The organism is Ruminococcus sp. CAG:57, assembly GCF_000435935.1.
Taxonomy (GTDB): domain Bacteria; phylum Bacillota; class Clostridia; order Oscillospirales; family Ruminococcaceae; genus Hominimerdicola; species Hominimerdicola aceti.
This window is the reverse complement of sequence record NZ_FR890735.1, coordinates 31,683-44,949: the sequence shown is the minus strand read 5'-3', so window position 1 is coordinate 44,949 and position 13,267 is coordinate 31,683. Positions and strand designations below refer to the sequence as shown.

The following is a 13,267-nucleotide window of genomic DNA, read 5'->3' as shown; positions in this document are numbered from 1 at the left end:
ACATGGAGAAGCTCTTCGAGGGTCAGGAAGCTGATCTTGAGAAGATCTTCACTATCAAGGCTGACGTAGTTACAAAGGCAGTTGGCGAGTTCACTGGTGACGACGGCACAAAATCACTCGTTCCTGGTAACTTCATGGGTGCATTCGTTACACAGCCTACAACAGGTGAAGGTGAAAACAGTTGGAACGACCTCTATGACTTCGGCGAGGCTGAGTGGACTTCTGAGTGGGGTTCCTATGAGCTTACAATGAGACCTGGTATCAAGGACGGCGCTACATTTGTAAACTCAACTGAACCACAGTATGTTTCACTTATGAGATGGGGCATTCCAAACCAGGCTGATTTCTACATTGCTGACCTCAGATTTGAGGACGAGGACGGTAACGTTATCGCTTGTGCAAAGTTTGGTAAATAATTCATTTCCATACATAAGAAAGGTGCAGATTTTCTCTGCACCTTTTTTTATGTGAATTTTACGCTTATCTCCCCTGATATCTCCAAGCTTTTTACCTTTCCGCCTTTGATTTTAGCCGAAAAATCCTGCCCTTTTATCTGTCCCGTGGCGGTGATATCTCCCTTGTCATTTTTGAGATACGTCACGCCTTTCTGCGAAATAAGCTTGTCAAGCACAGCGGCAGTCATTGTGACAGCGGAGCTTTCGGGTATGTTCCCTCGGTCAGTTTCGTAGGTCAAACCCTTGTATTCAAGTCGTGCGCTTTCTCCTGAGCAGGTTATCGCCATACCGCTGACAGTTTCTGGCGCGGTTATCTCACACTCCCACATATCTGCACCCTCACGGGTGAAGCTTGCGACGTATTCCGTGCCGTCAATGGTGAACTCAGCCGGGGTCTTGTAATCCTCTGCCAGCTTTACGGGTTTGACTTCGGTGCTTTTACCGCATGAGCATAAGCCCATTACCGCCAAAATCGTGAGAAAAAATGCCTTTGTTCTTTTCATTTTGCCCTCCATTAAAAAAGACCCTCTTCATAAGAAGAAGGTCTTTGTTTTTAGTACAGCCTAGTCGGCGTTTTCAAGGTCATACAAAAATCGTGGCAAAGCGTCAATAACATCTCTTGCAATGATTCCACGCTCAGATCTTTTGTATCCTGCAAGTAGAGCCGTCGAGCCAAGTGTGAACGACCCAAGTGCGGCTGCATCGAGAGCGTCGCACCCCTGAGCTACATAGGAGGAAACAATGCCTGCAAGCATATCCCCTGAGCCACCCTTTGCAAGCGCAGTTGTGCCTTCGGTGCAAAGATAAACCTTTCCACCGTCCACAGCAAAGGTGTCAGCCGACTTCGCAAGCACTGTCACACCATATTTTTCTGACAGCCGATATGCAAACCCAAGTCTGTCCGACATGACCTCGCCTACCGTCACGCCACAAAGCCTTGCAAGCTCCGCAGGGTGAGGGGTGAGGATAACTGTACTTTTCTTCTTCAACAGTACATCTATATTCGGACAAAGTGAATTTATTCCGTCAGCGTCCAAAACTATGGGTATCTCCGCATTTTCAATAAGCTCCGCCACAAGCTTCTCTGTCTGAGCCGTGTGACCAAGCCCACAGCCTATCAGCAAACAGCTTGCCTTTTCGCACTTTTTCAGTATCGTCTCCGCATTTTCAGCCACCATAAAGCCGTCCTTGTCGGTTTTCATTGCCGAGTATGTACATTCATACATACCAGCCGACAGGGAGTTGACTACGCTTTTTGCAGTGCAAAGCTCAAAAAGCCCCACGCCTGTTCGCATTGCCGCCATTGCTGAAAGTCCTGCCGCACCTATATAGCTCTCCGAGCCTGCCACGCTCACCACCTTGCCGAACGTGCCCTTGTGTCCGTCAGCAGGTCTAAAAGGCAGTGCCGCCCTTGCTTTTACCACGTCAAAAGGCGTTATAACAGGGTATAGGGTATTCTCGCAACGCTCGTCAATACCGATATCTTTTACCAGAATTTCACCGCAAACGTCCACCGCAGGCTGTAAATAAAGACCCAGCTTGCCACGATGAAAGGTCACTGTCACGTCAGCCATGAACGATAGCTTGTCAGCCTGACCATTCCGTGCATTGACTCCCGACGGCAGGTCGCAGGCTATCTTCATGCCTTCACATTTTTCACAAGCTCTGAACACTGGCAGGATATTTTCACGCAGGCTTCCGTGAAAACCCGTTCCGAAAATGCAGTCCACAAGCACGTCTGCACCCTCGATAAAATCCAGCGCATTTTCAGCTTTCAGCACCTCTACGCTCTTATCGAGCCTAGCATACGCTGCCGAGGAGAGGTCAGTGTCAGGCTCACCACAGCATAGGACCACCGCAGGCTTGAGGCCTTGTTCCGCAAGCAAATTTGCCGCCACAAGTCCGTCACCGCCATTGTTTCCCTTGCCAATAAGAAGCACTATCTTTGAGGACGAAGACGAGTTGCTTGCAATGACCTCCGAAAGCTGTGCTGCCGCATTGTCCATGAGCTGAGCAAGGCTCACGCCATATTTTTCAGCCTCATGCTCGCAAAATGTCATTTGCTCCACTGTTAATATCCTATCCATTTTTATCCTCCTTTTCATAAGCTATCACCACTGCCGAAGCGATATCCTTGATGTGGGAAAGTGACACCGCAAAGGTCAGCCCCCTATTTTCAGCCGCCAAAAGCGCATTCCCTGTAAGCTCCAGATAAGGACAGCCAAGCTCGTCACGCAAGCAGGACACCTCGTTTAAGGCGAAGCCCTCGACCCCAGTGCCTAAAGCCTTTGCGAAGCTTTCCTTAGCCGCCCAATTCGCCGCCATGGATTCGTATGGGTTTTTCTTCTGTGAAAAAAGGGTCAGCTCCTTTTCGGAGTAAACCCTTTCACAGAAACGTCGGCTCTGACAGCTTTTTTTTATGCGTTCGATCTCAATAAGATCAGTTCCGACAAATATTTTCATTTTTATTTCCTCAGTGTTCTCGGAAGCGCAGGCTTCATAAGTGCCAGCATATCGTCATCTGGTGTGAAAATAACAGTTGTAAGCCCGAGATTTTTGTGGTTGAATGTTATGTAGTAGTCTGTAAGGCTATCGTCACAAGCGCAGGCAAGGACCTGTGTTGCGCCCTCAGGTACAGAGAAATTCTCGTCAGCAATGCCGAAATCTGTCGCACTGCCGCAACGGAATGTGATAAGGCGTTTTCTTGAACGCTGAGCCGTTATCTTGTCAACGTCTATTTCTCCGTTTGTGAAAATGTATTCATACTCCACATCGAGTTTTGTTGTAAGATAATAACCGCCATAAAGTGCGGCGGCGGCAAGAAAAATGCCTATTACAGAAAACTGCGTGCCGAAAGGGAAGATAAAGCACAGTGCGGCAAGTGCCACGCTTGCTATCATGATGAAAATTTTCTGTATCTTATCGTTCTTTGTGGGAATCTTGCGAACTATCTGTTCCTTGAAGCTGTCCATTATTTGTCCTCCGTTTATTCAGTGCCGCTGAGAAGCTCTTTCATTACCCAGCCGCTTTTATTGTTATATTTTACATATACCCATATGTTTCCGTCACCGTCTGTTCTCTCGCCGTAGCCGTTTATGGTCTTTCCGTCAGGTATCTTTTCTATCACGTCATATTTCTTTGACGGACCGTATCTGAGATTAAGGTAAGAGGTGTCTGACTTTACAAGAAATGGGATAGAATCAGGGTATTTCACATCATCACCCAAAGGGAAAAGTGCGTCCTTTTTGAACTTTGTGGTGGTGGTTTTTTTAGTCGCCTTTGTTTCGGCAGATGTTGTGGTTGTGGTGGTGGTCGTCCTCTTTGTTGCCGTTGCGATTATGTCAGGGTCGTAGCCTTCGTCAATGCTCACGTCAGGGTTTTCAAGTGTACCTGCCGTCACAGAAGTGGTGGTGGTGTAGCCCTCGTAATCCTCATCGTCCTCATCATAATCGTCGCCCATTGTGGCGGTCTTTGTGGTCTCTATAACTCTCTGGGCGGCAGTACCCGTGGTGGTCTCCGTTTCGGAGGAGCTTTCTGGAAGCATTGCCCCACATGACGCAAGCCCGAAAACCGCAGAACAAGCCAGCACAGCCACAAGCAGTTTTGATCTCATTTTTTATATCCTCTTTTCAGAATTTACACAATTTTATTTTAAGCCAAGAAGTCTTTCTGCGTTGCCGCCGAGAATTTTATCTTTGTTATCCTCGGAAATGTTCAAGTGCAGTATCTTTTCTTTTATAAGGTAGGAACTGTCCCAAGGGCAGTCGCTTGCAAAAAGTATCCTGTCAGCCCCATGCTTTTCAACGATAGCCTGCATAAGCTCGTCAGGACACATACTTGTGAAAGCGGTGTCAAAATAAACTTCACCGTCAACTCCTGCCAAAACGTCACGCACATGCTCCCACATCATGTTTGCACCAAGATGTGCAAGAATGACCTTGAGTTTAGGGTGCTTTTTTATCATGTTCAGCGCCCTCTCAGGTGTGGAGTGGATAAGGTCAGGGGAAACGCAGTCATAGCCCGAATGGAATATAACAGGCAGGTCGGCCCTTTCAATGGCGTCATATATCTTGTCCATGCGCTCATCATCTATCATAAAGCCCTGATAATCAGGGTGAAGCTTTATGCCGTGAAGTCCAAGCTCCTTTATGTGGGCTATCTCCTGCTCATAGTCCTCAGCGTCAGGGTGTATTCCACCGAAGCTTATAAATCTTCCGCCGTCCTGTTCAGCGCACCAATCGTTTATAACTCTCTGCTGAGTAGGTTTTGTTGCCACTGATAACAGCACGCCCTTGTCAATGCCCCATTCGTCAAAACGCTGTATGGTTTCCTCTGCAGTGCCTCTTGTGAAAGGAGTTATTCCACTGCAAGCCTGAAGCTTTTCAACAGCCTTTTCCGCTACCTTTGGATTAAAGGCATGAACGTGAAAATCAATTACCATTTAAAACATCTCTTTCTGAAAATACTTTTCCATATGGTATTATACCACACTTTCAAGCTTCTTTCAACGAATATCGGCAATTTTCACAGTATTTTCATCTAGGGCTATTCCCAGCTTTTCCACACCTCGGGGCAGAAGCCTACTGTAGCTTTCTTGCCGTTTCTTACGATAGGTGCGGCAAAAAGCTCGGGATAGTCAAGAAGCTTTTCTATCTTTTCCTCGGTGCTTCCAAGATATTTTATGAGCATTGCCTGCTCTCCCTTTGCCTTTGGGTCGATAAGCTTGTCAATATCGCCAACAGCCGCAAGCACTGAGTTAAGCTCGCCCTTGCTAAGCCCCTTTGTAGGCAGGTCAACAGATTGGAACTTTATTCCACGCTCTTTGAAATAACGCTCGGCCTTTTTTGTGTCAAAGGATTTTGACTTGCCGAATATCTGTATGTTCATGGAATTATCTCTCCGTTTCTGCATTCAAGAATGATAGTAAAAGGACCGTCATTGAGCAGTGAAACTTTCATGTCTGCACCGAAAACGCCCTTTTCTACCTTGCCTGAAATTTTCTCACCGCAGACCTTGCAGAAGTATTTATAAAGTCTGTTGGCTTCATCAGGTTTGCCTGCATAGATAAATGACGGGCGGTTGCCGTGGTGACAATCTGCATAAAGGGTGAACTGTGAAACGCAAAGAATATCTCCGCCAACATCGTTTATAGAAAGATTTGTCTTGTCGTTCTCGTCAGCGAAAATGCGAAGCTTTGATATCTTGTCTGCAAGCTTGTCGCAGTCAGCCTCAGTGTCCTCCTGACCTACTCCGAAAAGTATCAGAAAGCCCTTTCCTATCTCGCCTGTGACCTTGCCCTCGACCTCAACTTTTGCACTTGTGACCCTCTGTATTACCGCTCTCATCAGCCCACCTCCACGGTGTAGCTGTAGGTGTAAACAGCTTCAGGTGCAAGCTTGATAGCGTGAGGCTTGTTTTCAATATCCTCAAAAGCGTCGTCCTCGTAAACAGGCACGCTAGTCCAAGGCTCAAGGCAGATAAACTGAGCGTCAGGGTTGCCTGTGGAAGTCCATACTGCAATGCAGTCAGAGTGTGGGAATGACAGCTTTACGAAACCGCCGTCAGACTTTTTCAGGGTGACAGCCTTTGAAGCAGGGTGGTCTTTCATGATAACGTCATAGTCGAAAAGCTCTCTTGTGAGAGTGATAGTCTTTTCACCGTCAAGGATAGTCCTCTCGCCGTTTGGGATAGGCTGAACGATATGCTCGTTTTTCTCGTACTCAACTGTGCATTTGCCACCTTGGATATCGCAGATAAAAGCAGGGTGACCGCCGAGATAGAAGTACATAGCCTTTTCATCAGTGTTTTTTACTGTGTTTGTGACGGTGACTTTTGAACCTTTTATGGAGTAGGTGACTTCAAGCTCAAAGTGATATGGGTATTGAGCAAGGGTAACGTCATTGTCTTTGAGGATAAAGCTCAGGGAATTTTTTGTGCTGCCTGAGAAAGCAAATTCGCTGTCACGAGCGAAACCATGGTTTGCAGCCATGTGATATTCCTGACCGCCAGCCTTGTAGGTGCGGTCTTTAGGGGAGCATATGAACGGGAAGAGGATAGGAGCGTAGCGTTTCCAAGCGTCACCGCATTGCCAGAGATATTCTTTGCCGTCCAGTTTGATAGAGTGAAGCTCAGCACCGAAAGTGTCGGCTGAGATAGAGAGTTTATCATTTTTTATTTCATAAAGCATAGATCAGACCTCCGAGGGATAAATTTTATACCTTATTATTATAGCACATTGTTTGGGAGATGTCAAAACCAAGTGAGCAGTGAGGTTATGAGGTCTGCTGGGGTATGGGCGAAAACGTTTGAAAAAACTTAAAAGTCTGTTGAAAATTCTGTTTTGATATCAATATTTTAACAGTTAAATTTTATGACTTTGATACAGAATAACTAAAATATTTTCAATTGTTTGTGTAAGCTGACAAAACTTGTGATGACTATTGACTTTAATTTGGAGATAGTCTATAATAAAATGGTAAGATTATTTAATTGTGCAGTGCTTTTTGTTCACAGCTTCAGACTGCACTGAGGAGAAATGATTATGAATATTAAAGAAGCAAAACAACAGATACTTAATGCAATACAAGCCTATCTCATTAAAGACGAATTTGGCGATTACCGAATTAGCATAGAACATCAGAGACCTGTGTTCCTGCTTGGCGCACCTGGTATCGGTAAGACCGCTATTATGGAGCAGATAGCTCAGGAAACTGGCGTAAACCTTGTTACCTACTCGATGTCCCACCACACAAGAGAGTCTGCCCTCGGTCTGCCTGTTATTGTACATAGAAACTACACCGGTGCTGACGTGCAGATATCCGAGTACACGATGAGTGAGATCGTGGCTACTCTTTATGACACTATCGAAGCCACTGGCATCAAAGAGGGTATTCTCTTCCTCGATGAGATCAACTGCGTTTCCGAGTCCCTTGCTCCTGCAATGCTCCAGTTCTTGCAGTATAAGGTTTTCGGACTTCATCAGGTTCCGGCAGGTTGGGTAGTTGTTACAGCAGGTAACCCGCCTGAGTTCAACAAGTCTGTTTCTGAGTTCGATATCGTTACTCTCGACCGTGTTAAGAGGGTCGAGTGTCAGCCTGATTTCGACGTTTGGAAAGAATATGCTTACTATGCAGGCGTTCACCCAGCTATCATATCATATCTTGAGCTTCACCCTGACCATTATTATATGGTAGACGCAAGCGATAAGAACAACTACCGCTTTGTTACTGCCCGTGGCTGGGAGGACCTTTCTGAAATGATGCAGCTTTATGAGGAGAGCGGTATCCTTGTTGACCACGCTCTGGCTGCTCAGTATGTACAGAACCCAGAGTTCTCAAAGGGCTTTGCGGAATATTATGACAGATTCAACTACTATCGTGAGAAATATGACGTTGACGCTATCCTCGAGGGCGGTATAACTGCACAGAACATTGCTGACGCAAGAGCGGCAGGCACTGAGGAAGCTGTGGCTCTTATGAATCTGCTTATGGACGGCATCACATACACAATGAGAAGCTGTATCCAAATGGAGAAGATGATAAGACTTATCCACCCAAGAATGGAAGATATCCTTGTGAAGATAAACAATGGTCTTTCATGCCGTCAGATAATCAGTGAACACATCATGGACTGCAACAAGAGCCTTGACAAGGCGGTAAGAGCAAGAAACATCTCGCCGTCTAACAAGAAGATCCAGCACTGGATACTCCACAATCTGGAAGCTTATCTTGATAAGTGTACGAACGAGGGAAGAGATAACAAAAACCGCTGTACTGTTATTTTGCAGAACTCCTTCAACAATCTGCTCCATGGCGCAAACAACGTTACACAGCAGTCTATGAATGGTCTGAAATACGCTTTTGACTTCCTTGAGAATGCTTATGGCGCTGACAGCAATGTTATGAAGAAGTTTATCGAGGAGCTGAAAATAAATTGCCACACCACAAACTTCATCAAGAAGTACGGCTCAGAGCAGTTCTACAGACTTGCAGGTGAGCCTGTTCAGCAGCCTACCTACAACAATCTCTATGACCTTAATCTTACTGATTGCCTTTTAGAGCAGGAATAAGCATAGATAAAAAATGAATATTTACGGGCGAACGCATTTTGCCATACATTGTAATAGTTGCATTGTAGGGGCGAACAGTGTTCGCCCGTTTTAGCTTTATAGGTAGTTTTCAGATACATATTTGTTAATATAAAAAGCTTGTAATTTGCGAAAAAGTGTGATATAATAACTAAGAGTGTACAAACGAGAATCAGTGAGGTTTTTACTATGGGCAAGATTTATGATTTAGGCATAGACGTAGGTTCGACCACGGTCAAGACGGTAATTCTTGACGAGGGCGAGTTTATTTATAACAAATATGAAAGACACTTTTCAAAGGTAAGGGAAACGGTGGCTGAGCAGCTGCGTGCTATCAGAGAGCTTTATCCTGAGGACAAGTTCAGGATAGCCATAACAGGCTCGGCAGGTCTTGGCATCGCTGAGGCAAGCGGTATCTCTTTCGTGCAGGAGGTCTTTTCTGCTTTTATCGCTGTAAACAAGAAGTATCCAAAGGCTGACGTTGTGGTTGAGCTTGGCGGTGAGGACGCTAAGATAATCTTCCTCACAGGGGGCGTTGAACAGCGTATGAACGGCTCTTGCGCAGGTGGCACAGGTGCTTTTATCGACCAAATGGCAGGACTTTTGGGCGTTACCCCTGACGAGATGAACGACCTTGCTCTTAAGGCTGAAAAGACTTATCCTATCGCTTCAAGATGTGGTGTTTTCGCAAAGTCTGATATTCAGCCGCTTCTTAATCAGGGCGCAAGAAAAGAGGACATATCTGCGTCTATCTTTCAGGCTGTTGTGGATCAGACTGTTTCAGGTCTGGCGCAGGGCAGAAAGATCGGCGGTCAGGTGCTTTTCCTTGGGGGTCCGCTTACATATCTCAGTGCACTGAGAAAGGCATTCAGAACTACTTTAAACCTTGACGAGGAACACGCTATACTTCCTGAAAATTCTTCATGCTATATGGCTTTCGGTGCGGCACTTCATGCTGACACTCTTGCTGAGGAAATGACTATAGACGAAGCCCTTGACAAGATAGTGAACGCAAAGGCTACTGACAATATCGTGGTAGGCAAGCCACTGTTTGCAAGCCGTGAGGAATATAATGCTTTCGTGGAAAGACACAAGAAGTCTGACCTTAAATATGAAGACATCAGAACTTACAGGGGCGACGCTTATCTTGGCATCGACGCAGGCTCGACAACCACAAAGCTTGTGCTTATCACACCTGACGGAAAGCTTCTTTATCAGCACTACTGCTCAAACAAGGGTCAGCCGCTGGATATAATCGCTTCAAAGCTTGAGGAGATCTACAGTCTTGCTACCCCTGAGCTTAACATCAGGGCGTCTGCGGTAACAGGCTACGGTGAGGATCTTATAAAGGCAGGTCTGGGCGTTGACTATGGTATAGTTGAAACTGTTGCGCACTATAAGGCGGCGGCTTATTTCTGCCCTGACGTTGATTTTATCATCGACATCGGCGGACAGGATATCAAGTGCTTCAAGATAAAAAACAATGCTATCGACAGCATTATGCTTAACGAGGCTTGTTCATCAGGCTGTGGCTCGTTCATTCAGACTTTTGCAGGTGCAATGGGATATGATATTGCAGAGTTTGCAAGGCTCGGTCTGTTTGCAAAAGCACCTGTGGAACTGGGCTCAAGATGTACAGTGTTCATGAACTCATCTGTAAAGCAGGCGCAAAAGGACGGAGCTTCCGTTGAGGATATCTCTGCAGGACTTTCTTCGTCTATCATCAAGAACGCAGTTTACAAGGTAATAAGAGCCAAGTCTATTGACGAGCTTGGCAAGAATATAGTCGTTCAGGGCGGAACGTTCCTTAACGACGCTGTGCTCAGGTCATTTGAAATGGAGCTTGGCAGAAACGTTATAAGACCTGCCATTGCGGGACTTATGGGTGCGTTCGGCTGTGCGCTTTTCGCAAAAGAAAAATCTCAGGGCAGGGACGGCAAGTCAGGCGTTCTTACAAAGGCTCAGCTTGAAGAATTTGCTTACAATTCAAGAGCCGTTCAGTGCGGTGGCTGTGGTGCGCACTGTAACCTTACTATAATAAGATTTAATGACGGCAGAAGATTTACTTCCGGAAACCGCTGTGAAAAGGGTGCAGGCATAAAGATAACCGACAGAACGGAAAACATGATAGAGTATAAGTATAACAAGATACTTTCTTATGCTGACAACAAGCCTGCAAAGCCTATTGCAAAGGTAGGTCTGCCGCTTGCGCTGTCTTATTATGACCTTATGCCGTTTTTCTCAACACTGCTCACAAGCCTTGGCTTTGAGGTGGTGCTGTCTGAGGAGTCAACGAGAGATACATATTACAAGGGTCAGCAAACTATTCCGTCTGATACGGTATGTTATCCTGCAAAGCTTTGTCACGGTCATATAGAGAGCCTCCTTGACAAGGGCGTGGACTTTATATTCTATCCTTGCATGAGCTACAATGCTGACGAGGGTCAGTCGGACAATCACTATAACTGTCCTGTTGTTGCTTATTATCCTGAGCTTCTAAAGGCTAACAATGACAAGCTGAATGATGATAATTTCATCATGCCTTATCTTGACATAAACATCAAAAAGCACGTTGCAAAGGCAATGGCAAGAGCGCTTTCAAAGTATAACATCACTGCAAAGCAGGTGCTTGGAGTGCTTAACAAGGCTTATTCTGAGCAGGTGAGATACCATAGGGATATCGAGGCTAAGGCGCAGGAGATAATCGCTGAGGCAAGGGCAAAGGGTCAGAAAATAATCGTTCTGGCAGGCAGACCTTACCACATCGACCCTGAGATAAACCACGGCATACACAAGCTTATCGCTTCTCTTGGCTTTGCTGTTATCACTGAGGACAGCGTGGCAATGAAGGTTGATACACCTCCACTTGACGTACTTAATCAGTGGACTTATCATTCAAGGCTTTACAGAGCGGCAGAGTATGTATGCGAAAATGATGATATGCAGCTCGTTCAGCTGGTATCCTTCGGCTGTGGTATCGACGCTGTTACAACAGACGAGGTGAGAGCGATACTTGAAGAAAAGGGCAAGCTTTACACTCAGCTAAAGATAGACGAGATAACGAATCTCGGTGCGGCTAAGATAAGACTCAGGTCTTTGGCGGCGGCACTGGAGGAAAAAGAAGCCAGCGCAAATGCTGAGAAGAAAATGGACAAGGAGGCAATGTAATGGCTGAAAAAGAGATAAAACACGCAGGCTCGGACAGAGTAAAAAGGTCTTATTTTGACAAGTCAAGACGTGAGGAATACACTATACTTATACCTGATATGCTTCCTATACACTTCAAGCTTATCATGGCGATATACAAAAAATATGGCTATAACATGGAGCTTTTGCAAAACTGCTCACGAAACGTTATAGACGAGGGACTTAAAAACACACATAATGACGCTTGCTATCCTGCGCTTCTTGTTATCGGACAGTTTATGGACGCTCTCAAAAGCGGCAAATATGACCTTGAACACACGGCTCTGCTTATGTCACAGACGGGCGGCGGCTGTCGTGCTTCAAACTATATCCACCTTATAAGAAAGGCGCTGTCAACGCAGTTCCCTGAAGTGCCTGTTCTGTCGCTGAATTTCAGCGGACTTGAAAAGGACGCTTCCATAGATATCACCCCTGCCATTGCAATGAAGCTTATTTATGCGGTACTTTACGGTGATATGCTCATGCTTTTGTACAATCAGTGCAAGCCTTACGAGATAGAGAAAAATTCTACGGACGAGCTTTTGGCAAGGTGGCAGCACAGGCTTGGAAAGCTGTTTGCTACCCCGAGCAGATATATGCACACAAAGAGCATTTACAATGCTATGCTCAAAGACTTTGCGGCGCTTCCCAGGACAAAGGAGAAGAAGCCTAAGGTCGGTATCGTGGGAGAGATATACGTTAAGTATTCACCCCTTGCGAACAATCACCTGAACGATTTTCTGCTGTCTGAGGGCTGTGAGCCTAACGTGCCTGGACTGTTGGACTTCGTGCTTTACTGTGCGTCGGACGCTATCAATGACGAGAAGCTTTATGACAAGAAAACCAGCCGCACTCTTATGTACGGCATTGGTTATGATGTGCTTTACAAGTTCCAGAAGCAGCAGATAAAGGTCATCAACGAGCAGGGCATTTTCCAGCCGCCTCATGATTTTGAACACCTTAGAAAGTGTGCTGACAAGTATATTAGTCAGGGCGTAAAAATGGGCGAGGGCTGGCTCATCACTGCTGAAATGGCGGCTCTTGCAGAAACAGGCACAAAAAACATAATCTGCACTCAGCCATTCGGCTGTCTGCCTAACCATATTGTTGCAAAAGGTATGTCAAGGACTATCAAGCAGGCTTATCCGGACGCAAATATAGTCGCTATCGACTATGACCCGGGTGCGACAAAGGTCAATCAGGAGAACCGTATCAAGCTTATGCTTGCTAATGCGGTCATGGATTAATAGAGAACAGAAAGATAAAACCCCCTTGGAGCGTGGCTCTGAGGGGGGTATTTTGTCAAGTCGTATGATGATTTTTCGGCGAATTTTACAAATGGGCAGAAGCTTCATAGGGAGAAGTATATAAAAGTTGGGTGTAAAATGACGAGAAATATTATTAAAATGTAAAAAATGTGTTTAAAGGGCTTTGGGGCTATTGACAGGGAAGAAAAATAGTGTTATACTTTAATACATAAAAGCTTAAAAGCATAAAATCTTTAAAGTGATAAATTTTATACAGGCGTGATAAGAACCTG

At 45.7% G+C, this 13,267-nt stretch carries 12 protein-coding genes and 1 pseudogene; 4 read left to right on the top strand and 9 right to left on the bottom strand.

The features are described from left to right. Positions 1-416 (top strand): annotated as a pseudogene (locus QVO88_RS06755) (hypothetical protein); the annotation flags it as partial. Positions 417-463: 47 nt separating this feature from the next. Here QVO88_RS06755 and QVO88_RS06750 read toward each other — a convergent pair. From QVO88_RS06750 to QVO88_RS06710, 9 genes are all read right to left on the bottom strand, one after another. Continuing rightward, positions 464-958 (bottom strand): hypothetical protein, encoded by a 495-nt coding sequence (locus QVO88_RS06750; RefSeq protein ID WP_022287738.1) that lies wholly within the window; start codon positions 956-958, stop codon positions 464-466. Between the two features lie 60 nt (positions 959-1,018). Continuing rightward, positions 1,019-2,542: a bifunctional ADP-dependent NAD(P)H-hydrate dehydratase/NAD(P)H-hydrate epimerase gene (locus tag QVO88_RS06745; protein ID WP_022287737.1), complete on the bottom strand. Its 1,524-nt coding sequence runs from the start codon at positions 2,540-2,542 to the stop codon at positions 1,019-1,021. After that, positions 2,535-2,918 (bottom strand): holo-ACP synthase, encoded by a 384-nt coding sequence (acpS, locus tag QVO88_RS06740; protein WP_022287736.1) that lies wholly within the window; start codon positions 2,916-2,918, stop codon positions 2,535-2,537. Before acpS ends, QVO88_RS06745 begins: the two co-directional genes overlap by 8 nt. Positions 2,919-2,920: 2 nt before the next feature. Further along, the gene (locus QVO88_RS06735) at positions 2,921-3,427 is read right to left on the bottom strand and encodes a DUF6106 family protein (protein ID WP_022287735.1); all 507 of its coding nucleotides are present in this window, start codon (positions 3,425-3,427) and stop codon (positions 2,921-2,923) included. 14 nt (positions 3,428-3,441) lie between these two features. After that, on the bottom strand, positions 3,442-4,068 hold the full coding sequence (locus QVO88_RS06730; RefSeq protein WP_022287734.1) for an SH3 domain-containing protein: 627 nt from the start codon (positions 4,066-4,068) through the stop codon (positions 3,442-3,444). 33 nt (positions 4,069-4,101) lie between these two features. Beyond that, the gene (locus tag QVO88_RS06725; RefSeq protein ID WP_022287733.1) at positions 4,102-4,896 is read right to left on the bottom strand and encodes an amidohydrolase family protein; all 795 of its coding nucleotides are present in this window, start codon (positions 4,894-4,896) and stop codon (positions 4,102-4,104) included. A 104-nt stretch (positions 4,897-5,000) separates the two neighbouring features. Beyond that, positions 5,001-5,342, bottom strand: a complete 342-nt coding sequence (locus QVO88_RS06720; RefSeq protein WP_022287732.1) for an arsenate reductase family protein — start codon at positions 5,340-5,342, stop codon at positions 5,001-5,003. Then, positions 5,339-5,800 (bottom strand): D-aminoacyl-tRNA deacylase, encoded by a 462-nt coding sequence (gene dtd, locus QVO88_RS06715; protein WP_022287731.1) that lies wholly within the window; start codon positions 5,798-5,800, stop codon positions 5,339-5,341. Before dtd ends, QVO88_RS06720 begins: the two co-directional genes overlap by 4 nt. After that, the gene (locus QVO88_RS06710) at positions 5,800-6,642 is read right to left on the bottom strand and encodes an aldose 1-epimerase family protein (RefSeq protein WP_022287730.1); all 843 of its coding nucleotides are present in this window, start codon (positions 6,640-6,642) and stop codon (positions 5,800-5,802) included. The genes dtd and QVO88_RS06710 overlap by 1 nt, the downstream gene beginning before the upstream one ends. A 354-nt stretch (positions 6,643-6,996) precedes the next feature. On the opposite strand from QVO88_RS06710, the gene QVO88_RS06705 reads away from it, so the two are divergent. From QVO88_RS06705 to QVO88_RS06695, 3 genes are all read left to right on the top strand, one after another. Continuing rightward, on the top strand, positions 6,997-8,523 hold the full coding sequence (locus QVO88_RS06705; RefSeq protein ID WP_022287729.1) for an AAA family ATPase: 1,527 nt from the start codon (positions 6,997-6,999) through the stop codon (positions 8,521-8,523). 207 nt (positions 8,524-8,730) lie between these two features. Continuing rightward, positions 8,731-11,709, top strand: coding sequence for an acyl-CoA dehydratase activase-related protein (locus QVO88_RS06700; protein WP_022287728.1), 2,979 nt, complete (start codon positions 8,731-8,733; stop codon positions 11,707-11,709). Next, entirely contained in the window at positions 11,709-12,974 is a 1,266-nt protein-coding gene (locus QVO88_RS06695) for a 2-hydroxyacyl-CoA dehydratase (RefSeq protein WP_022287727.1), read from the top strand. The genes QVO88_RS06700 and QVO88_RS06695 overlap by 1 nt, the downstream gene beginning before the upstream one ends. Positions 12,975-13,267: the final 293 nt, after the last annotated feature.